20 protein-coding genes are annotated in these 19,099 nt (G+C 69.7%); 16 read left to right on the forward strand and 4 right to left on the reverse strand.

Annotated features, from left to right (window positions below):
* Positions 1–60: 60 nt before the first annotated feature.
* On the reverse strand, positions 61–651 hold the full coding sequence (locus tag ABD648_RS12915) for an Lrp/AsnC family transcriptional regulator (RefSeq protein ID WP_282215360.1): 591 nt from the start codon (positions 649–651) through the stop codon (positions 61–63).
* Between the two features lie 151 nt (positions 652–802).
* Here ABD648_RS12915 and ABD648_RS12920 point away from each other — a divergent pair, with 151 nt between their 5' ends.
* The 7 genes from ABD648_RS12920 to ABD648_RS12950 all read left to right on the forward strand — a co-directional run bounded on the left by ABD648_RS12920 (position 803) and on the right by ABD648_RS12950 (position 7,965).
* Positions 803–2,389: an ABC transporter substrate-binding protein gene (locus ABD648_RS12920; RefSeq protein ID WP_282215361.1), complete on the forward strand. Its 1,587-nt coding sequence runs from the start codon at positions 803–805 to the stop codon at positions 2,387–2,389.
* Positions 2,390–2,400: 11 nt separating this feature from the next.
* Positions 2,401–3,462, forward strand: coding sequence for an ABC transporter permease (locus tag ABD648_RS12925; RefSeq protein ID WP_282215362.1), 1,062 nt, complete (start codon positions 2,401–2,403; stop codon positions 3,460–3,462).
* Positions 3,459–4,367 carry an ABC transporter permease gene (locus ABD648_RS12930; protein ID WP_282215363.1) on the forward strand — a complete coding sequence of 303 codons (909 nt, stop codon included), beginning with the start codon at positions 3,459–3,461 and terminating at the stop codon, positions 4,365–4,367. Before ABD648_RS12925 ends, ABD648_RS12930 begins: the two co-directional genes overlap by 4 nt.
* The gene (locus ABD648_RS12935; protein ID WP_282215364.1) at positions 4,364–5,224 is read left to right on the forward strand and encodes an ABC transporter ATP-binding protein; all 861 of its coding nucleotides are present in this window, start codon (positions 4,364–4,366) and stop codon (positions 5,222–5,224) included. The genes ABD648_RS12930 and ABD648_RS12935 overlap by 4 nt, the downstream gene beginning before the upstream one ends.
* Entirely contained in the window at positions 5,217–6,056 is an 840-nt protein-coding gene (locus ABD648_RS12940) for an ABC transporter ATP-binding protein (protein WP_282215365.1), read from the forward strand. The genes ABD648_RS12935 and ABD648_RS12940 overlap by 8 nt, the downstream gene beginning before the upstream one ends.
* A gap of 207 nt (positions 6,057–6,263) precedes the next feature.
* A complete protein-coding gene (locus tag ABD648_RS12945; RefSeq protein ID WP_282215366.1) occupies positions 6,264–6,857 on the forward strand; it encodes an RNA polymerase sigma factor in 594 nt (197 codons plus the stop codon).
* The gene (locus ABD648_RS12950; protein ID WP_282215367.1) at positions 6,841–7,965 is read left to right on the forward strand and encodes a hypothetical protein; all 1,125 of its coding nucleotides are present in this window, start codon (positions 6,841–6,843) and stop codon (positions 7,963–7,965) included. The genes ABD648_RS12945 and ABD648_RS12950 overlap by 17 nt, the downstream gene beginning before the upstream one ends.
* Before the next feature lie 121 nt (positions 7,966–8,086).
* Here ABD648_RS12950 and ABD648_RS12955 read toward each other — a convergent pair whose 3' ends face one another.
* The gene (locus tag ABD648_RS12955; protein ID WP_282215368.1) at positions 8,087–8,791 is read right to left on the reverse strand and encodes a hypothetical protein; all 705 of its coding nucleotides are present in this window, start codon (positions 8,789–8,791) and stop codon (positions 8,087–8,089) included.
* Between the two features lie 186 nt (positions 8,792–8,977).
* Between ABD648_RS12955 and ABD648_RS12960 the strand changes: the two genes are divergently transcribed.
* From ABD648_RS12960 to rplI, 7 genes are all read left to right on the forward strand, one after another.
* Positions 8,978–10,021: an iron-siderophore ABC transporter substrate-binding protein gene (locus ABD648_RS12960; RefSeq protein WP_282215369.1), complete on the forward strand. Its 1,044-nt coding sequence runs from the start codon at positions 8,978–8,980 to the stop codon at positions 10,019–10,021.
* A complete protein-coding gene (locus ABD648_RS12965) occupies positions 10,018–11,049 on the forward strand; it encodes a FecCD family ABC transporter permease (protein WP_282215370.1) in 1,032 nt (343 codons plus the stop codon). The genes ABD648_RS12960 and ABD648_RS12965 overlap by 4 nt, the downstream gene beginning before the upstream one ends.
* Positions 11,046–12,074: a FecCD family ABC transporter permease gene (locus tag ABD648_RS12970; RefSeq protein WP_282215371.1), complete on the forward strand. Its 1,029-nt coding sequence runs from the start codon at positions 11,046–11,048 to the stop codon at positions 12,072–12,074. Before ABD648_RS12965 ends, ABD648_RS12970 begins: the two co-directional genes overlap by 4 nt.
* Positions 12,075–12,229: 155 nt before the next feature.
* Positions 12,230–12,598 (forward strand): 30S ribosomal protein S6, encoded by a 369-nt coding sequence (rpsF, locus tag ABD648_RS12975; RefSeq protein WP_042541520.1) that lies wholly within the window; start codon positions 12,230–12,232, stop codon positions 12,596–12,598.
* Between the two features lie 5 nt (positions 12,599–12,603).
* Positions 12,604–13,125: a single-stranded DNA-binding protein gene (locus tag ABD648_RS12980; RefSeq protein ID WP_282215372.1), complete on the forward strand. Its 522-nt coding sequence runs from the start codon at positions 12,604–12,606 to the stop codon at positions 13,123–13,125.
* 79 nt (positions 13,126–13,204) lie between these two features.
* Entirely contained in the window at positions 13,205–13,459 is a 255-nt protein-coding gene (rpsR, locus tag ABD648_RS12985; protein ID WP_017829850.1) for a 30S ribosomal protein S18, read from the forward strand.
* A gap of 11 nt (positions 13,460–13,470) precedes the next feature.
* Positions 13,471–13,923, forward strand: a complete 453-nt coding sequence (gene rplI, locus ABD648_RS12990; RefSeq protein ID WP_282215373.1) for a 50S ribosomal protein L9 — start codon at positions 13,471–13,473, stop codon at positions 13,921–13,923.
* A 111-nt stretch (positions 13,924–14,034) separates the two neighbouring features.
* On the opposite strand, the gene ABD648_RS12995 is transcribed toward rplI, so the two are convergent.
* On the reverse strand, positions 14,035–14,994 hold the full coding sequence (locus ABD648_RS12995) for a helix-turn-helix transcriptional regulator (RefSeq protein ID WP_282215374.1): 960 nt from the start codon (positions 14,992–14,994) through the stop codon (positions 14,035–14,037).
* 61 nt (positions 14,995–15,055) lie between these two features.
* On the opposite strand from ABD648_RS12995, the gene ABD648_RS13000 reads away from it, so the two are divergent.
* Positions 15,056–16,306, forward strand: a complete 1,251-nt coding sequence (locus ABD648_RS13000; protein WP_282215375.1) for an epoxide hydrolase family protein — start codon at positions 15,056–15,058, stop codon at positions 16,304–16,306.
* A gap of 2 nt (positions 16,307–16,308) precedes the next feature.
* Positions 16,309–17,391 (forward strand): winged helix DNA-binding domain-containing protein, encoded by a 1,083-nt coding sequence (locus ABD648_RS13005; protein ID WP_282215376.1) that lies wholly within the window; start codon positions 16,309–16,311, stop codon positions 17,389–17,391.
* A gap of 188 nt (positions 17,392–17,579) precedes the next feature.
* On the opposite strand, the gene ABD648_RS13010 is transcribed toward ABD648_RS13005, so the two are convergent.
* Positions 17,580–19,085: a hypothetical protein gene (locus tag ABD648_RS13010; protein ID WP_282215377.1), complete on the reverse strand. Its 1,506-nt coding sequence runs from the start codon at positions 19,083–19,085 to the stop codon at positions 17,580–17,582.
* Positions 19,086–19,099 lie beyond the last annotated feature (14 nt).

Here is a 19,099-nt window from a genome sequence, read left to right on the forward strand (position 1 = left end):
GGCGCTCGCTCAACGACCGGTCGTTGAGTGAGGGAGCGTCAGCGAGCGAGACGAAGCGCCTCAGCGCGGCGGGAGGGTGTCGCGGCCGGGTGAGGCCGGGGTCCATCGCGTCATGCCGAGCGGCGCGCTGACCCCGCTGCGCTCCGGCAGGTCGGCGGGCAGCAGATACGGGCGCCGGATCACCTCGTCGAGCACGACGACGCTGACGACCGTCCGCACCTCGGGCAGCTGCGCGATCACCCCGGTGGAGAACTCGTGCACACCGCTGACGTCGACGGCCCGGATCAGCAGCATCGCGTCGTGCTCGCCTGTCGTGATGGCGCACCACTCCACGTCGGGCATCTCGAGCACGCGGTCGCGGAACGATGCCCAGGCCTGCGGGAGCACCGTGACGAACACGAGGGCGCCGATCGAGAGCCCGGCCTTGGCCTGATCGACTCTGGCGCTGAAGCCCGTGATGACCCCGTCGTGCACGAGCGACTCGACCCGTGTGTAGGCATTCGCCCTCGAGATGCCCACCTTGTCGGCGAGTGCGGCGATCGAGACGCGACCGTTATCACGGAGCACATCGAGGATTCTGTACGCGGTCTCGTCCAATGGGGCGGCACTTCGTCCAGAATGCTTCGACTGTTCCGCATCCTTGCTGGACATATTGCTCCTCACGCACGACGTTCTGGACAGAGCGTGTCAATGTGACGCACCCTTGCTGGACACATCGTCGCATATGATGCGAATCTGATCACCGGTCGTCCACATCTGGGTCGGCCACACCCGAATGTACTCCTCGCCTCTGGAGGCTCTCATGTCGTCACGTCGCAGCACGTCAGTCATCGCGATCGGAGCCGTCGCGCTCCTCGCGCTCGCCGGTTGCTCCGGAGGCAACTCCGCCAACAACGGCGACCAGTCCTCGGGCTCGGATTCGCTCGTCATCGACACCGCTTTCTCGATCGAGACGGCCGACCCGGGTCACACCTACGACCCGACCGGCAACATGATCGCGAAGGCCCTGTACGAGACCCTCGTCGACTTCGAGGGCTCCGACGTCTCGACCCCCGTTCCCGGTCTCGCCTCGTGGGAGCAGAACGAGGCCGCGACCGAGTTCACCTTCACGCTCGAAGGCGACCGCGTCTTCTCCGACGGTTCGCCGATCGAGGCGAAGGACGTCGTCTTCACGCTGCAGCGCATCCAGGGCATGACCGAGGCCAAGCCGAACTTCCTGCTCGGCGGCCTGACCATCACCGAGGTCGACGACAAGACGATCTCGTTCGTCTCCGAGACCCCGCTCCTGCAGCTGCCGGCGATCCTCGCGAACCCGGCGCTCGGCATCGTCAACTCCGACGTCGTGATCGAGAACGGCGGTACGACCGACGGCGCCGACACGGCGCAGGGCTTCCTCGACGGCGAGTCCGCCGGATCCGGTCCGTTCGTGCTCGACACCCTCGACCTCAGCTCGCAGGTCGTGCTGACGAAGAACGACGAGTACAACGGCGACGAGGAGTCCGCATACAAGCGCGTCGTCGTCCGCAACGTCTCGGAGAGCGCCACGCAGCTCGCCAACCTCAAGGGCGGCGACTCGATGGTCGCGATGGACCTGAACGGCGACCAGGTCGCCGGTCTCGGCGACGACCTCACGGTCGAGTCCGTTCCGTCGGGCCAGACGATCTTCCTGCTGCTCAACCAGTCGGATGCCGTCGCCGGCGAGCTCGCGAACGTGAAGATCGCCGAGGCGATCCGGTACTCGCTCGACTACGACGCCCTGCTCGAGCTGGCGGGTGCCGGCGCGGTCCAGGCGACCGGCGTCATCCCGCCCGGGTTCGAGGGCGCCCTCGACTCCGGTGTGAAGCCGGATCCGGAGAAGGCCAAGGCGGCACTCGCCGAGGCCGGCTACACGGGTCAGACCCTGAAGCTGCAGTTCCCGAACGACTACCCGGTCGGCGGCGTGGAGTTCACCCCGCTCGCTGAGCGCATCCAGGCGCAGCTCGAAGAGGCCGGCATCACGGTCGAACTCGCTCCCGCACCGTTCGCCACCGAGCTCGACGCCTACGTCAACGGCACCGAGGGCTTCGGTCTCTGGTTCTGGGGTCCGGACTACGCGGACTCCGCGAACTTCCTCCCCTTCGCCCCGGGCCTGAAGGTCGGCCTGCGCGCCGGCTGGTCCGCCGACGCCAACCCGGAGATCGCCGGGATCGCCGCTGGTGCAGCCAGCGCGACGGATGAGGCCGTGCGTGCCGACGCCTTCACCTCGTTCGCCGAGGCCATGCAGGCCGAGGGCCCGTTCGTGCCGCTGATCGTCCCTGGCCGCAACATCGCGACCGCGGGCGACGTGGCCGGCGCCGTGTACAACTCCGTCTGGGAGATGGACATCGCCGAGATCACCCCGGCCGGCTGAGCGGAATCCCCATGACGACGGTGGCGGTGCAGAGGCAGGCGCAGCGGCGCAGATCGCCTCTGGTCGGGTACCTGCTGCGGCGGGCCGGAACCTCCCTGCTCCTGTTGGTGGGCGTGACGATCGTCACGTTCGCGCTCACCAACCTGGTGCCGGGAGATCCGGTCTCGGCGGCCCTCGGTGAGGGCGCGTCGCAGAACCCCGCGACCCGTGAGGCGTTCATCCGCGCGAACGGCCTCGACCAGCCCCTGTTCGTGCAGTACTTCATCTATATGGGGAACCTGTTCCGCGGGGACCTCGGCACGTCGCTGGTGACCGGTCGCCCGGTCACCAGCGACCTCGCCACCGCGGTGCCCGCGACGATCGAGATCGCGATCGGCGCGATCATCCTCAGCCTCGCGGTCAGCATCGTGCTCGGCACCCTCGCCGCCTACCGCCGCGGCCTCGTCACCGATCAGGTCATCCGCGTCGTGACGCTGATCGGCCTGAGCGTTCCGACCTTCTGGCTGGCGCTCGTCAGCTTCTACGTGTTCTTCCTGGAGCTGCGCATCGCGCCGGGGTCCGGGCGCATCTCGCCTTCGATCACCCCGCCGCCGCGGATCACGGGCCTCTACACGGTCGACTACCTGCTGAACGGCGACGGCGTCGGCTTCTTCGACGCGCTCGCGCACCTGGCCCTGCCGGTGCTGGTGCTGTCGCTCGTGACGATCGGCCTGCTGACCCGCTTCATCCGCACCTCGGTGCTCGAGGTGCTGGGCAGCGACTACGTGCGCGCGGCGCGGGCCAAGGGGCTTCCGGCCATGCGGGTCATCCTGGACTACGTGCTCCGCGGCGCCTCGCTGCCGATCCTCACGATCGTCGGCGTCGCGTTCGGCTCGCTGCTCTCCGGCACCGTGCTCGTCGAGTCGGTGTTCGCCTGGCCGGGCCTCGGCACCTACGCCTACAACTCGGCCGCCAACCTCGACCTTCCCGGCATCATGGGCGTCGGTCTCGTGGTCGGCGTCATCTACCTCCTCATCAACTTCGTCGTCGACCTGCTCTACGGCGTCCTCGACCCGAGAGTGAGGATCGCATGAGCCGCATCGCCGCAGCCACCCCGGCCGGACGCTTCCGCTTCCGCTGGCCGCGCGCCTGGCGCACGCCGCTCGGCATCATCGGCACGGTCATCGCGGGCGCCTGGATCATCGTCGCGTTCACGGCGCAGTGGTGGGTGCCCTTCGGTCCCAACGCCCAGGTGCTCCCACGACTGCAGCCGCCGGGCGTCGACACCCTCCTCGGCACCGACGGCAACGGCCGCGACATCTTCTCCCGCCTGATGACGGGTGCGACGGTGAGCCTGCCGCTCGCCCTCATGCTCGTGATCGCAGCCATGATCATCGGCACCGTGATCGGCGCGCTCGCCGGATACTTCGGCGGATGGCTCGACGAGACCCTCATGCGCATCACCGACCTGTTCATGGCGTTCCCGACCGTCATCCTCGCGATGGTGGTCGCGGCATCGCTCGGCCCGTCGCTGTTCAACGCGGTGATCGCAGCGATCGTCGTGTCATGGCCGCAGTACTCGCGCGTCACGCGCAGCATCGTGCTGAGCCTGCGCGGTCAGAACTACGTGATCGCCGGACGCCTTCTCGGCCATTCGCCCGTGCGCACCCTGTTCGTCGACATCCTGCCGAACATCGCCGGCCCCGTCCTGGTGCTCGCGACGCTCGACATCGGCGCGGCGATCCTCCTCCTCTCCGGACTCTCCTTCCTCGGTCTCGGCGCCCAGCCGCCGACCGCCGAGTGGGGTTCGATGATCTCCGGGGCGATGCAGAACTTCGACGCCTGGTGGCTCGGCGTCTTCCCGGGTCTCGCGATCCTCACGGTCGTGCTGGCGTTCAACTTCCTCGGAGACGCCATGCGCGACGTGCTCGACCCGACGGCCGAGGTCGTGCACGAGAAGCAGGGCGAGCACAAGGCCTCTGCGGGGGTGACCGCGTGAACGCCCGCACCGCCGAGCCCCGCACCGTCGAGGCGCGGAACGCGACGCTCAGCATCCGCGATCTCACGATCGACATCGGTCGTCCGCTCGTGCGCGGCGTCTCGCTCGAACTGCTTCCCGGTCGCATCCACGGTCTCGCCGGAGAATCGGGATCGGGCAAGACGCTGACCTCGCTCGCCGTGCTCGGGCTCCTGCCGCGACAGGCCCGCACCGGCGGATCGATCTCGCTGGCGGGAGAGGAGCTCATCGGCCTCGGCCGCCGCGCCCTCAACCGGGTGCGCGGAAAGCGGATCGCGATGATCTTCCAGGACCCCTCGGCGTCGTTGCACCCGCAGCTGCCGGTCGGTCGCCAGCTCACGGATCACATGCGCGTGCACCTCGGCCTCAAGGGGGCGGCAGCCCGTGCACGGGCGATCGAGCTGCTCCAGACCGTGCAGGTGCCGAATCCTGCGGAGGCGCTCAAGCGGTACCCGCACCAGTTCTCCGGCGGCCAGCGCCAGCGCATCGCGATCGCCTGCGCCCTGGCGTGCGACCCCGAGGTGCTGCTGGCGGACGAGCCGACCACCGCGCTCGACGTCACCGTGCAGGCCGGCATCCTGCAGCTGCTGCGCGACCTCGCGATCGAGCGGAATCTCGCGGTGCTGCTGGTCACCCACGACCTCGGGGTGATGAGCGCGATCGCCGACGAAGTCGCCGTGATGAAGGACGGACTGATCGTCGAGCGGGCCGACCGCGAGACGCTGTTCCGCGATCCGCAGCACGAGTACACGCGCACGCTGCTCGCGGCTCTTCCCGGCTCGAAGATCGCGGATGCTGCGCCGGCGGATGCCGCGGACGAGGGGGATGCAGATGAGTGAGATCGCCGTCCTCGACGCGCAGGACGTGGTCGTGCGCTACCCGGGCAACCCGCCCGTGATCGCCGTGAACGGAGTGTCGTTGAGCGTCGCCCCCGGGGAGACCGTGGCGCTCGTCGGCGAATCCGGTAGCGGCAAGTCGAGCCTCGCCCGTGCCGTCGTCGGCATCGAGAAGACCGCGGCCGGCACGGTGCTCTTCCGCGACGCACCCGTGTCGCCGCTCGGCATCCGTCGTCGCTCGAAGGCGCTGACCGGCATCCAGATGGTGTTCCAGGACCCCTCGACCTCGCTGAACCCGCGGCGTCGCGTCGGCGACCAGATCGCCGACGGCATCGCGACCGCTCGCGCGCGCGGCGCCGAGGGATCGACCGTGGCCGAGTGGCTCGAGCGCGTCGGACTTCCCGCGCAGGTGGCATCCCGGTTCCCGCATCAGTTCTCCGGCGGGCAGAAGCAGCGCATCGCGATCGCCCGTGCTCTCGCCGCGCGCCCCTCGCTGCTCGTCGCCGACGAGCCGATCTCCGCGCTCGACGCCTCGACGCAGACGAGTGTCGCTGGCCTCATGCGCGACCTGGTGGCAGAGGCGGGTGCGGGGATGCTGTTCATCTCGCACGACCTCGCCGTGGTGCGGCGCATCGCGGACCGTACCTTCGTGATGTTCGCCGGCCGGGTGCTGGAGTCGGGGCCGACCGATCAGGTGTGGTCGGCGCCGCAGCATCCGTACACCCGCGCGCTGCTGGCCGCGATCCCGGAGCCCGACGGCGCCGGACGCATCCCGGCAGCACCCTCGGTCGAGGATCGCGCGGTCTGGGCCGAGGTCCCGCCCGTCCTGAACTGACGCCGCGCCGCGCGTCGGTCTGATTCTGCGCGGGGCGGCACGCCACATCAGGCGATCACGTCAAATCAGGCCGACATCTCGAGAATCGGCCTGATTCCGCGCGTCTGCCTGATTCCGCGCGCCGACGGCGGCGTGCCGCCCTCGCCTCGACGTCGGCCTAGGCTGACGGCGCGTGAACCCGATCGCGCGGGCCGAGGAATATCTAACGTGACTACTGATAGCGAGATCGTCCGGCGATCGAGACACGAGGCGGCCGCGTTCGGCGAGCTGTTCGAGAGGCACGCCCGCGCGGTGGCGGGCTTCGCCTCTCGACGGGTCGGAGCGGATGTCGCGGAAGACGTGCTGAGCGAGACGTTCCTCGTGGCGTTCCGCCGGCGCGCGAGCTTCGATCTCCGCGTCGATTCCGCACGCCCGTGGCTGCTCGGCATCGCGACCCGGGTCATCCACCGCCACCGCGCGAGCGAGGCCAAGCAGCTGCGAAGCCTGCTCGCGCAGCAACCGGAGCGAGCGCTCCCGGACGACTCCGACGGCCTGTCGGATCGTCTCGACGCGAGTGCGTCTCTCCGGGAGCTGGCTCCTCGGGTCGCGGCACTGGCGAAGAAGGACCGCGACACGCTCTTCCTCTTCGCATGGGGGGATCTGAGCTATGAGGAGACGGCGCAGGCTCTCGGTGTTCCGGTGGGAACCGTGAAGTCACGCCTCAACCGCGTTCGCCGGCTGCTCGCGCCGGCGAACGCTGGTCACAAGACATCAACCAACGCATTGCAGTCATCGGAGGTCGAATATGGACATCTTGGATAGCGTTCGCGAACTCGGAGTGGAAGACCCCTCCGCCGGCATCATCGGTGCGCGGAACTCGCTTCATCGGGCGATGGCCGGCGAGGGGCGACGGCGACGTCGCCGCGGTCTCGGAATCGCATTCGGCACAGCAGGTGGTGTCGTCGGCGTCTCCGCGGTGGCCGCGGTCGTGGCGGGCACGTTCACCGTCGGCGCTGTCGTCGCGCCGCCGGCCTCGGCTGCCGAGACGATCGTCCTGAGTGCCGCCGCACAGCTCCAGGCGTCCGAGATACCGGCCGGCAAGTACCTGAAGACGACCGAGACGTTCGAGCAGGTCATGGGGTTCCACGGGCCGACGGAGGCAGAACCCTTCTCCTATGTGCTGCAGGACGCGACCGGCGTTCTGACGACGAGGTGGATCACGTCGACGTTTCTCTCATCCGACGCCGAGGCCCCGCCGATCCTGGAGATGAGCGACTACCAGCCGGTCGAGGCGAACGGCGACGTGCAGGCCGTCGAGGACGCGTGGAACTCCTACTACGGCTCGACCTACGGGCACTGGGATGACGTCATCGAAGCTCCGCGCCCGCCGGTGGTGTTCCAGATGGATGGTGTCGCGCACGCGCGTCTGTGGAGCAAGGATCTCGAGGAGACGCGGCCGATCGACGATCCGGACGACTCTCGAATCGACGACTGGGGCGCGTTCGCGACCGAGCCGCAGGAGTTCCTCGACGACGTCCTGGCCGAGTTCCCCGCCGGGACGACGAAGGAGCAGGCCATCGCCGTGGTCTTCGAGAGCCTGGTCACCGGCGACATCGCCACCGCTTCCGCTGCGTACCGCGCGGTGCTCCTCGGCGTGATCGCCCTCGCGGACGGCCTGCACATCGAGTCGGTCGAGGGAACCGTCACCACTGTTCGCCTCGATGACGACCGGGCGATGCGTCGGCTCGTCTTCGACACGGAGACCGATCAGCTGCTGGAGGTCTCTCAGCATCTGACCGAGGCGTACGACGCCGGCCAGGACGTGCCGGTCGGCACCAGCCCGCTCGTCGAGGACGGCGCACCGACGACCATCCGACGCTTCACGCACGAGATCGTCGACGCGCCGCCGGCGATCAACAGCGAAGGCTGACTGCTGCGCCGTGTCCGGTCCGCGCGACGGGCCGGGCACGGGTGCGCTGCCCCATCGCGTGCCCGGAGACGACGGCGGGCCGAGGCATCAGCCCCGGCCCGCCGTGTTCTTCAGCTCTGGATCAGAGCGGTGCGACGATGTCCTGCTTGACGTCCCACTCGGTGACCTCGAAGACCGACTCCAGGGGCTGACCGTTCATGTCGGCTGTGCTGGTCATCGCGAGAGGAACGTAGTCCGCGGTGACCTCGTAGACGGTCTCCATGGAGATCCCCTCCTGCTCGATGGTTCCGCTGAGCAGGAAGACCTTCTGGCCGAGACGCGTGCCGGTGCCGGTGACGGTGTAGTCACCCGTCAGCGCCGTGGCCATCGCGGTGGGGTCCATGGCCGTAGCCGATGCGGCGCCGGTGCTGAGGCCGGCGATGATCGGGTCGGTGGAGTTCGGGTCGGCGACCTGCCACTCGCTCGTCGCCGTCTTGACCCAGCTCTCGTCGCCGATCTTGATGACCGATCCCATGGGGGTCGTGAGCTCGACGGCTTCGTCAGCCGGGCTGTGCCGCGTGGTCGTCGTCATGTCCATGATCGACATCGACGCGGCGTAGCCGGCCGTGTCCTCAGCAGCGACGCTGACGCATCCACCGAGCGTGGCGCCGTCGATCGTCGCGCCTTCCTTCAGCTCGGGGCAGTCGGAGGCCGGGGCTTCGGCTTCCTGCGATGCGCCGGCGCTGGGCTTCGCGTCGGCGGGCTTGTCGGAGCCTCCGGCCGCGCAGCCGGTGAGCAGGACCGAGGCGGCGAGAATCACGCCGACCCCGAATTTGTTGACGCGCATGGCGTCCCCCCTTCGGTCGTATGCCCCGATGACGGTCATCGAGGCACGGCTTCCAGCATGCCAAATTTTTCGAGCCGTCTCGCACACCGAGGTCGGGCACAGCTCCCCATGGCGGTCATGTGGATGCAAGAGGGTGAGTCGGGTCGATAAGCTTAGCCAACCCTTACTTCGACGAACAGGTTCGCCATGTCCTTCCCACGCTCGAAGGCCCTCACCGCCTTCCTCGCCCTGGCCGTCGCCGCGGCGGCCCTCACCGCCTGCGCGCCCGCCACCGAGAACGGCGAGGGCGCAGCGCCCGCCGCCGACGACGGTGCATTCCCCGTCACGGTCGAGCACGCCTACGGCGAGACCGAGATCTCCGAGCAGCCGCAGCGGGTCGTCACGGTCGGCTATACGGAGCGGGACACGCTCTGGGCCCTGGGCATCGAGCCCGTCGGTGTCACCGAGTGGTACGGCGGCTACGACTTCGCGTCGTGGCCGTGGGCGGACGAAGCCCGCGGCGACTCCGAGCCCGAGGTGCTCGGCACGAGCGACGGCCTCGACTTCGAGGCGATCGCCCTGCTCGACCCCGACCTGATCATCGGCACCAACGCGGGCATGACGGAAGAGGACTTCGACCGTCTGTCCGACATCGCGCCGACCATCGCCCACTCGGGCGACTACTCGATGTACTTCGAGCCGTGGGACGTGCAGACGCTGCAGATCGGCAAGGCCGTCGGCCGCACGGAAGACGCCCAGAAGCTCGTCGACGACATCGACGCGCAGTTCGCCGAAGCCGCCGAAGCGCACCCCGAGTTCGCGGGCGCATCCGTCGTGTTCCTGCAGAACGCGATCTACGACGGCGCGGCGATCGCCTATCAGGACGGGCTCAGCACCGACTTCCTCACCGACCTCGGCTTCTCGATCCCCTCGGAGATCGACGCGTACGCGCCGGAGGACGAGTCCGGCGGCCAGGCGTACATCCCGGTGGAGAACCTCGACGTGCTGAACGCGGCCGACGTCCTCATCTGGGGCACCGAGTCCGACGACGACATCACCGCCCTCGAGGGCGAGCCCTTCGTCGCGGCCATCGAGGCGATGAAGCGCGGTTCCGTGGTCTACACCGACGGCGTGACGGCCGGTGCGATCTACTTCACCTCGCCGCTGAGCCTCCCGTACGTGATCGACGCCCTCGTCCCTGCGCTCGCAGACGCCATCGCGGGGAACGGTCCCGCGCGCACCGCGGAGTGACCTCCCTCGCACGCACACGACGCGATCCGTCCCGGTCATCCGCCGGGCGGGTCGCGCTCGTCGTCGTGCTCGCCGCCGTCGCGCTCGTCGTGGCGGCAGGCATCGGCCTCACCGTCGGCACGAAGCTCGTCGGCATCGACAGCGTGATCGACGCGATCGTGCGCTTCGACGGCAGCGACCTGCAGCTCGTGGTGCGCGAGTCGCGTATCCCGCGCACGGTCTTCGGCCTCCTCGTCGGCCTCTCTCTCGGGGCCGCGGGCGCCGTGATGCAGGGCCTCACCCGCAACGCGCTCGCCGATCCCGGCATCCTCGGAGTCAACGCCGGCGCCTCGGTGGCGGTGGCCGTCGCGGTCGCGGCCCTCGGGATCCACGACTTCCCGGCCCTCATGGCCGCAGCGCTCACCGGAGCGCTCGTCGCCACGATCGGGGTCGTGCTGCTGGGATCCGCAGGCGGCGGCAGCCCGGTGACGCTCGTGCTGGCGGGTGTCGCCCTCGCGGCCGTGCTCGGCGGCCTGACCACGGCGCTCGTGCTCCTCAACCCGCACGCCTTCCTGCAGATGCGCAGCTGGGAATCGGGCGCACTCGCGGGGCGCGACCTGTCGATCCTCACGGTCGCCGGTCCGACGATCGCCGTGGGCCTGGTGCTCGCCTTCGCGATCACGCGGAGCCTCGACGTGCTCGCCCTCGGCGACGATACGGCCGCGGCACTCGGGGTGCGGATCGGACCGCTGCGCACCGGCGCGGTGGCATCCGTGACACTGCTGGCCGGAACCGCGACCGCCGTGGCCGGCCCCGTCGCCTTCCTCGGACTCGCCGCACCCCACATCGCCCGTGGGATCGTCGGCTCCTCGCAGAAGGCGATCGTGCCGCTCGCGGCCGTGATCGGCGCGATCGTCGTGGTGCTCGGCGACGTCGTCGGCAGGGTCGTCATCGCGCCGCAGGAGGTGCCGGTGGGTATCGTCATGGCCTTCGTCGCCGCGCCGTTCCTGATCTGGATCGGCCGCCGCCGGAATCCGGTGCAGCTGTGAACGCCGCGCCGCGGTCCGGCATCCGTCGCCTGCGTCGCCCGCTCGATCGCCGAGCGCGCTGGGCGATGGGGATCCTCGTGGTCGCCGTACTGGCCGCGTTCCTCGCGAGCCTGTCGATCGGGGACCGCCTGATCTCGCCGATCCGCGTCGTCGAGGCGCTGTTCGAGACTCAGGGCGGTGTGCGCATGGTCGTCGTCGACTGGCGACTGCCGCGCGCCCTCGCCGCCCTCTTCTTCGGCGCCGCCCTCGCCCTGTCGGGCACGGTTTTCCAGACGATCACCCGCAACCCGCTGGGCAGTCCCGACGTGATCGGGCTCACCACCGGCGCCTACACCGGTGCCCTGATCGTCATGACGACCGGCGGCTCGTCCGGCGTCGCCGTGTCGATCGCCGCGATCCTCGGCGGCTTCGCGACGGCGGCACTGGTCGCCGCCCTCGTCGCCGGCAGAGGCGCCCTCGGCTACCGCATCGTCATCGTCGGCATCGGGGTGAGCGCGGTGCTCGCCGCCGTGAACGCGTGGATGCTGCTGCGCGCCAGGCTCGAGGTCGCCGTCTCGGCGTCCATCTGGGGTGCGGGATCGCTCAACGGCGTCGGATGGCAGCAGGCGCTCCTCCCGATCGTGATCGTCTCGGTGCTGATCGTGCTCCTCGCCCTGTCGCGACGCGGCCTCTGGCTGATCGAGCTGGGCGACGACATCGGCACGAGTCTCGGCGGACGGATCAACCTGACGAAGGCGGGACTGGTCGCCATCGCCGTCGGACTCTGCGCCGTCGTCACGGCCGCGATCGGACCCATCGCCTTCGTCGCGCTCGCCGCACCGCACCTGGCGAAGCTCATCGTGAAGAACGGTCCGCTCCATCTCGTGGCCACGGCGCTCACGGGAGCCGTGCTGCTGTCGGCGGCCGACATCATCGGGCAGAACGCCATCCCCGGACATGCGCTCCCGGTCGGCGTCGTCACGCTCGTGCTCGGCGGCGTGTATCTGATCTTCCTGGTGGTGCGCACGGCCCGACAGCGCTTCTGAGGTCGCTCGGTTCTCCCACCCGGGGCACGCGTTCGCGGCCTGCGCGGAACTCCGCTAGACTGACGAGGTTGTCTGCCTTCTGGCGGACACGTTCACACACCCTCCTGCTTCCGCGAGATACGCGGAAGCCGTTCTAGTCCGAAGGAGGTGGGTAAGTGACGCACCAGTACGAACTCATGGTCATTCTGACCCCCGAGATCGACGAGCGCCAGGTCGCACCTACGCTCGACAAGTTCCTGAAGGTCATCACCAACGATGGTGGCTCGATCGACAAGGTCGACATCTGGGGTAAGCGCCGTCTGGCTTACGAGATCCAGAAGAAGAACGAGGGCATCTACGCCGTCGTCAACTTCACCGCTACCAGCGAGGCCACGCAGGAGCTCGACCGTCAGCTGAAGCTGAACGAGCAGATCATGCGCACCAAGGTCCTCCGTTCGGAAGAGGCTCAGGCGATGGTCGCATTCGAGGCCAAGCGCACCGAAGAGAAGGCTGCCCGCAAGGCCGCCAAGGCTGCGAAGGCCTAAGCGCCATGGCCGGCGAAACCGTCATCACCGTGGTGGGAAACCTCACGGCCGACCCCGAGCTGCGCTACACGCAGAACGGGCTGCCGGTGGCGAACTTCACCATCGCGTCGACGCCTCGGAACTTCGACCGTGCCGCGAACGAGTGGAAGGACGGCGATGCGCTGTTCCTCCGCGCGTCCGTGTGGCGCGAGTTCGCCGAGCACGTGGCGGGTTCGCTGACGAAGGGCATGCGCGTCATCGCGCAGGGCCGTCTGCGTCAGCGCTCCTACCAGGACCGCGAGGGCAACCAGCGCACCGCGATCGAGCTGGAGGTCGACGAGATCGGCCCCTCGCTCCGGTACGCGACCGCGCAGGTCACCCGTGCGGCGTCGACCGGCGGTGCCGGCGGTGCCGGTGGTCCCGGCGGCGGTCAGTCCCGTCCCGCGCAGCAGCAGGTGTCGGAGGAGCCGTGGTCCACGCCCGGCTCGTCGACCAGCGCGGATGCCTGGAGCACTCCGGGCAGCTTCGGCGACGACACCCCCTTCTAAACTCAACTCCCGCGGTCTGAGCCCGGGACCCTTGGGTCCCTGAGCTTGTCGAAGGGCCGCTCATCATTAAGGAAAACCAATGGCTGGAAAGTCGAGCGGCGACCGCCGCAAGCCGCGGAAGGGTGGCAAGCCCACCGCTCCCGCGAAGTCCATCCGGGTCGGTGTCATCGATTACAAGGATGTCGCCACCCTCCGCAAGTTCGTCTCGGAGCGCGGCAAGATCCGCGCCCGTCGTATCACCGGTGTCTCGGTGCAGGAGCAGCGTCTGATCGCCACGGCGATCAAGAACGCGCGCGAAATGGCGCTCCTGCCCTACGCTGGCGCCGGCCGGTAAGGGGTATCGAGATGGCAAAGCTGATTCTCACGAACGAGGTCGCCGGGCTGGGTAGCGCGGGAGACGTCGTCGAGGTCAAGAACGGGTACGCCCGTAACTTCCTCATCCCGCAGGGCTTCGCTACGGCGTGGACCCGCGGTGGCGAAAAGCAGGTCGCTTCGATCCAGGCCGCGCGTCAGGCACGCGCGATCCACGATCGTGACGACGCTGTTGCACTGAAGAACGCTCTCGAGGGCACCAAGGTCCGTCTCGCCGTCAAGGCGGGCGCGTCCGGTCGCCTCTTCGGTTCGGTCAAGACCGAGCACGTCGCCGACGCTGTCGCGGCTGCCGGTATCGGTGCGATCGACAAGCGCAAGGTGCACATCACCTCGCCGATCAAGTCGACGGGTGACCACGAGGCCACCGTTCGTCTGCACGACGACGTGACCGCGGTCATCACGCTGCAGGTCGTCGCCGCCAAGTAATTCCCCTCGGTGGGTCCCTGAGCTTGTCGAAGGGAGCCTGTCGATGTGCGCCCCCTGTCCTCCGGGACAGGGGGCGTTCGGCGTCTCCGGGCCCGGAGGAGCGGACGCCGGTCACGCCTCGGCTGCGCGCGCGAAGCGCTCGGACAGTCGTCGGGCTTCGGTGGCGAGGGCGGGAGTCTCGGAGACCGAGAAGTCCAGGTCGAGCATGCTGAGGTATCGCAGCAGCGCGGCCGGATCATCGGACCCGCTCTCGAGCACGCAGGACTCCTCATCCCGCGGAGTCACTATGCCCGCCGCTCTCGGCAGCCGTTCGGAGACCACGTCCGCCGGCGCGTGGATCACGACCGTGGCCCGGAACTCCCAGGGCGCGGAGGCCACGCCGCGATCGACGTGGTCGGCGGCGCCTTCCGCCGGCAGGTCGCGAGGGGCGAAGCGTCGCCCCATCGGGATGCGCGGGATGATGCGGTCGACCCGGAACGTGCGCCAGTCGTCGCGTTCGAGGTCGAAGGCGAGCAGGTACCAGCGTCCGGCGCGCAGAGCCAGCCGGTAAGGCTCGACGATACGCCGTGACTCCGTGTCGGAGTGCGTGCGGTAGTCGAACCGCAGCTGCACGGCGTCACGGCAGGCGGATGCCAGCGTGAGGAGCACGTCGGGGTCGACCGCAGGCCCGTGCGAAGGCACGGGTACGACCGTCGACTGCAGCGTCGTGATCCGGTGCCGGAGGTGCGACGGCAGCACCTGGTACATCTTGGCCAGGGCGCGCAACGAGGCCTCTTCGAGGTCGGCGATCGACCCATCGGCTGCTGCGTTGCTGAGCCCGAGGGCCACGGCGATGGCCTCATCGTCTTCCAGGAGAAGGGGAGGGAGGGCTGCGCCGGCGCCGAGCTGATATCCGCCGGCCACTCCCGGGGTGCTCTGGATCGGGTAGCCGAGCGCGCGCAGCCTCTCGACATCTGCGCGGATCGTCCGGGTCGAGACCTCGAGCCGCGCCGCCAGGGTGCGCCCCGGCCAGAACGGGCGGACCTGCAGGAGGGACAGGATCTGGAGCAGTCGTTCGGACGTCTTCAACATGTCTTCAGTGTCTTCCTGATTGCGGAAGCAAACGTTCCGCAATGGATTCTACTGTCAGAGCATGACGAACAACAGCGACAGCATCCGCCCCTTCCGCATCGACATCTCCGACGAGGAGCTCGACGATCTGCGCCGTCGGATCTCGCAGGCCCGCTGGCCACGGGACCTCGACGGTATGGGCTGGGATCGCGGCGTCCCGACCAGCTATCTGCGCCCGCTCGCCGAGTACTGGCGTGATCGCTTCGATTGGCGCGAACAGGAGGCGCGTCTCAACGAGCTCCCGCAGTACGTCACCGATGTGGATGGTCAGCAGATCCACTTCGTGCACGTCCGCTCGGAGGTGCCCGGGGCTCGTCCGCTGCTCCTCCTGCACGGGTGGCCGAGCTCCTTCGTCGAGTTCCTCGACGTCATCGGACCGCTCACCGATCCGGTCGCCCACGGCGGAAGGGCGGAGGATGCCGTGCACATCGTCATCCCGTCGCTCCCCGGATACGGGTTCTCGCCGCTGACAGGTGCCGGATGGGGCGACCTCTTCCGGATCGCCGGCGCGATGGCCGAGGTGATGACTCGACTCGGCTACGACCGCTTCCTCGCGCACGGCACCGACGTCGGGTCGGGAATCGTCGGGATGCTGCCGATGGTGACGCCCGGACGGGTCATCGCCACCCACGTCAACGGTCCCAGCCCCTTCCCGCTCGGGCCTGCCCTCTCCGTCGACGCCCTGCCGGACGCGGAGCGCGAGAGGGCCGCACGGTTCAACGCATTCCGCGATGACGGCGCCGGCTACCTGCACATCCAGGCCACGCGGCCGCAGACCGTGTCGTACGGTCTGAACGACTCCCCGGTGGCCCAGCTCGCGTGGATCGTCGAGAAGTTCCGCGAATGGACCGACCCGGCCGCCGACCTCCCCGAGGACGCCGTCGACATCGATCGACTGCTGACCACCGTGAGCATCACCTGGTTCACGCAGTCGGGATGGTCTTCCGCGCACGCCCTGTACGAGGGGATGCAGGTGTACCGGCAGTTCGCGGCGATGGCGGGTGGCGCAGCGGGTGGCGGCGACGCCGGATACACGGAAGACGCCGGATATGCGGATGCTGACGCCGGGGCCTCCGGCGGGTGGGAGGCACCCCCGGCGCCCCCGGCTGCCGCATCGGTCTTCGCCGCGGATCTCTCCGTGCGGAGCGTGGTGGATCCGGCATCCGCGTTCGAATCCTGGACGGAGCACGATTCGGGCGGGCACTTCCCTGCGATGGAGGTGCCCGAGATCCTCGTGGCCGACATCCGGCGGTTCTTCGACGGGCGCCGCTGACCATGGCCGGCCCGATCCTCAGCGATCGCGCTCTGAACAGGGCGCTGCTCGCGCGGCAGCTGCTCCTCGAGCGCGGCGCCCTCTCGCCTGTCGACACCGTGCGGCACCTGGTCGGCATGCAGGGCCAGGCACCGCTGGCGCCGTACGTCGGCCTGTGGTCCCGGCTCGTGGACTTCGCGCCGGCGGAACTCTCGACGGCGATCGAGGATCGGACACTCGTGCGGGCGACGCTCATGCGCGGAACCGTGCACCTGGTGACGAGGGACGACGGACTGCAGCTGCGTCCGCTCACGGAGCCGGCGATCGTCCGAGGCTTCCGGGGCGGGTTCCGCAGGCTGATCACGGCGGAGCAGGAGGCGGAGGTGACAGCGTGGGGGCGCGAGCTGCTGACCGAGCGGCCGCGCACCCGCGTGGAGCTTCGGGGCCTGTTCCGGGACCGCTGGCCGGAGATCGACGCGGATGCCATGGCCTACGCGGTCAGCTACCTGCTGCCGACCGTCCAGCCGACGCCGCGCGGGCTGTGGGGTATGCCGCAGGGGCAGGCGCGACTCGCCCTGCTGGACTCCTGGATCGGGCGTCCCCTCGACGATGCTCCGTCGATCGACGGCGTCGTGCTCCGCTACCTGGCCGCGTTCGGGCCGGCGACCGTGAACGACGCGCAGGCCTGGTCGGGTCTGACGGGACTGCGTGAGGTGTTCGATCGGCTCGCGCCGCAGTTGACGATCTTCACCTCGGAGAAGGGGCAGGTGCTCTACGACCTGCCCGAGGCGCCGCGCCCCGACGCGGAGCATCCGGTTCCGCCGCGATTCCTGCCGGAGTACGACAACGTCCTCTTCTCGCATCGCGACCGCCGACGCATCATCGACTCGACTCACCGCGTGCCGCTGCCCCCAGGGGTGGGCGCGCGTTCCGGCAATTTCCTGAGCGACGGGTACTTCCGCGGCACGTGGAGCCTCGAGGGAGACTCGCTGTGCATCCGACCCCACGGGGAGCTCGGCGACGCGGCATCCGCCCTCGTCGAGGAGGGGGAGAGGTTGGCCGCGTTCCTCGGGGTCTCCGGCGCCGAGATCGCTCCGGTCGGCTGACGTCACGGATTCGGCTGCGCGCCGGCGGAGCGCGGGCGCGCAGGATGCCCCGTGGGCGCGAACCCACGGGGCACCCCCTTGCGTCCGCGTCACGCGCGGTCGGACCGAGATCCGCCCGTCACGCGACGCAGGACGCACCGGCGGTGCGGGTCTCCTCCCCGAGGACGGCCGCACCGCCGGCGTCTGGGCTACGCCGTCGTGCGACGGCGGAGCAGCCCTGCGCCTCCGATGAGGAGCAGGAGTGCGGCGAGTGCGACCAGACCGGAGGCGGCGGCGCCGCCGGTCATGGCGAGGCCCTCCGCTGCGCCGGATGCCGAAGCGGCAGCGGCCGCTCCGGAGGCCGAACCCGTTCCCGGAGTCGTGCCCGGACCGGTACCGGGATCGGTGCCCGGGTCTGTTCCCGGATCCGTTCCCGGATCCGTTCCCGGGTCGGTTCCCGGATCAGTCCCCGGGTCCGTTCCGGGGTTCGTCCCGGGCCCGGTGACGGTGCTCTCGCCGAGCACCGCGATGGCGTTGCCGCCGACCGTGATCGGGATGCTCACCGGGAGCACGACCTGGCTGCCGCCGAGGAGTCCTCCCAACCCCGACGTGTCGATCCCGCCGACGGCAGGAACCGACGGTGCCGGTGCTGCGCCCGCTCCGCCGGTCACCGTGCTGGTGCCGAGGACCGAAATCGCGTTGCCGAGCACGGAGATCGGTGCCGTGACGGGTGCCACGACCTGGCTGCCGCCGGCTAGCGAGTCATCCCCGCCCGTCGACACGTCACCGCCGGATGCCGGTGCCGGTGCTGCGCCCGTTCCGCCGGTCACCGTGCTGGTGCCGAGGACCGAGATCGCGTTGCCGAGCACGGAGACCGGTGCCGTGACGGGTGCCACCACCTGGGTGCCGCCGAGGATCGAATCGTCTCCCGACGTCGTCGCCGGCGTTCCGGGTGCGGAGGCCGGCGCGGGTGCGCCTGCCGGGGAGCCGGATGCCGAGCTGGTGCCGAGCACGGACACGGCGTTGCCGCCGACCGTGATCGGTGCCGTCACCGGGGCCACGACCTGGGTGCCGCTGCCCACGGCATCCGTTCCGTTCGTCTCCGCGGAGGCCGGCGAGGCGGCGGCAGGGGCCGGTGCTGCGGCTCCCTGCGACTGCGCGTCGCTTTCACCGAGGACCGAGACGGCGTTGCCCGAGACGGTGATCGGGGCGTCGACCTGCAGCAGCGCCTGCGTACCCGAGAGCACGCCGTCGATGCCGCTGGTCGTCACGGACGGCACCCCGGCGGCGGGAGGCGAGGCCTGGGGAGCCTCATCCTGGGATGCCGGAGCCGGGGCGCTGGTCGAGGAGGTGCCGAGAAGGCTCACCGCGTTGTCCGTCACGGTGACGGGTACGGTGACGGTCACCACGGCCTGGGAGCCGGATGCCGCGCCCGAGTCGCCGCTCGTCTCCGCCACGGGCGCGGGGGCAGGGGCTGGAGGCGGGGTCTCGGCGACGGGTGCCGGAGCGGGTGCCTCGGCGGTGGAGGTGCCGAGCACCGAGATCGCGTTGTCGACGATCGTGATCGGCGCGGTGACCGTGGCCACCGCCTGAGTGCCGGAGAGAAGGCTGTCGTCCCCGGATGTCTCGGCCGCGTTGGCGACCGTCGCGCCGAAGAGCGTGATGCCCCCGGCGATGAGCGTGCCCCACAGGGCCCGCTTCAGATAAGTACGCATGATGATTCTCCTGA

The organism is Microbacterium luteolum (genome assembly GCF_039533965.1).
Taxonomy (GTDB): domain Bacteria; phylum Actinomycetota; class Actinomycetes; order Actinomycetales; family Microbacteriaceae; genus Microbacterium; species Microbacterium luteolum.

What these genes read in the sequence shown, in the direction of transcription:
- ABD648_RS12980 (WP_282215372.1), top strand. Translation starts at nt 12,604, where the DNA reads ATGGCCGGCGAAACCGTCATCACCGTGGTGGGAAACCTCACGGCCGAC.
- ABD648_RS12915 (WP_282215360.1), bottom strand. Translation starts at nt 651, where the DNA reads ATGTCCAGCAAGGATGCGGAACAGTCGAAGCATTCTGGACGAAGTGCC.
- ABD648_RS12955 (WP_282215368.1), bottom strand. Translation starts at nt 8,791, where the DNA reads ATGCGCGTCAACAAATTCGGGGTCGGCGTGATTCTCGCCGCCTCGGTC.
- ABD648_RS12930 (WP_282215363.1), top strand. Translation starts at nt 3,459, where the DNA reads ATGAGCCGCATCGCCGCAGCCACCCCGGCCGGACGCTTCCGCTTCCGC.
- ABD648_RS12920 (WP_282215361.1), top strand. Translation starts at nt 803, where the DNA reads ATGTCGTCACGTCGCAGCACGTCAGTCATCGCGATCGGAGCCGTCGCG.
- ABD648_RS12940 (WP_282215365.1), top strand. Translation starts at nt 5,217, where the DNA reads ATGAGTGAGATCGCCGTCCTCGACGCGCAGGACGTGGTCGTGCGCTAC.
- rplI (WP_282215373.1), top strand. Translation starts at nt 13,471, where the DNA reads ATGGCAAAGCTGATTCTCACGAACGAGGTCGCCGGGCTGGGTAGCGCG.
- ABD648_RS13010 (WP_282215377.1), bottom strand. Translation starts at nt 19,085, where the DNA reads ATGCGTACTTATCTGAAGCGGGCCCTGTGGGGCACGCTCATCGCCGGG.
- ABD648_RS12925 (WP_282215362.1), top strand. Translation starts at nt 2,401, where the DNA reads ATGACGACGGTGGCGGTGCAGAGGCAGGCGCAGCGGCGCAGATCGCCT.
- ABD648_RS12995 (WP_282215374.1), bottom strand. Translation starts at nt 14,994, where the DNA reads ATGTTGAAGACGTCCGAACGACTGCTCCAGATCCTGTCCCTCCTGCAG.
- ABD648_RS13005 (WP_282215376.1), top strand. Translation starts at nt 16,309, where the DNA reads ATGGCCGGCCCGATCCTCAGCGATCGCGCTCTGAACAGGGCGCTGCTC.
- rpsR (WP_017829850.1), top strand. Translation starts at nt 13,205, where the DNA reads ATGGCTGGAAAGTCGAGCGGCGACCGCCGCAAGCCGCGGAAGGGTGGC.
- ABD648_RS12960 (WP_282215369.1), top strand. Translation starts at nt 8,978, where the DNA reads ATGTCCTTCCCACGCTCGAAGGCCCTCACCGCCTTCCTCGCCCTGGCC.
- ABD648_RS12950 (WP_282215367.1), top strand. Translation starts at nt 6,841, where the DNA reads ATGGACATCTTGGATAGCGTTCGCGAACTCGGAGTGGAAGACCCCTCC.
- ABD648_RS13000 (WP_282215375.1), top strand. Translation starts at nt 15,056, where the DNA reads ATGACGAACAACAGCGACAGCATCCGCCCCTTCCGCATCGACATCTCC.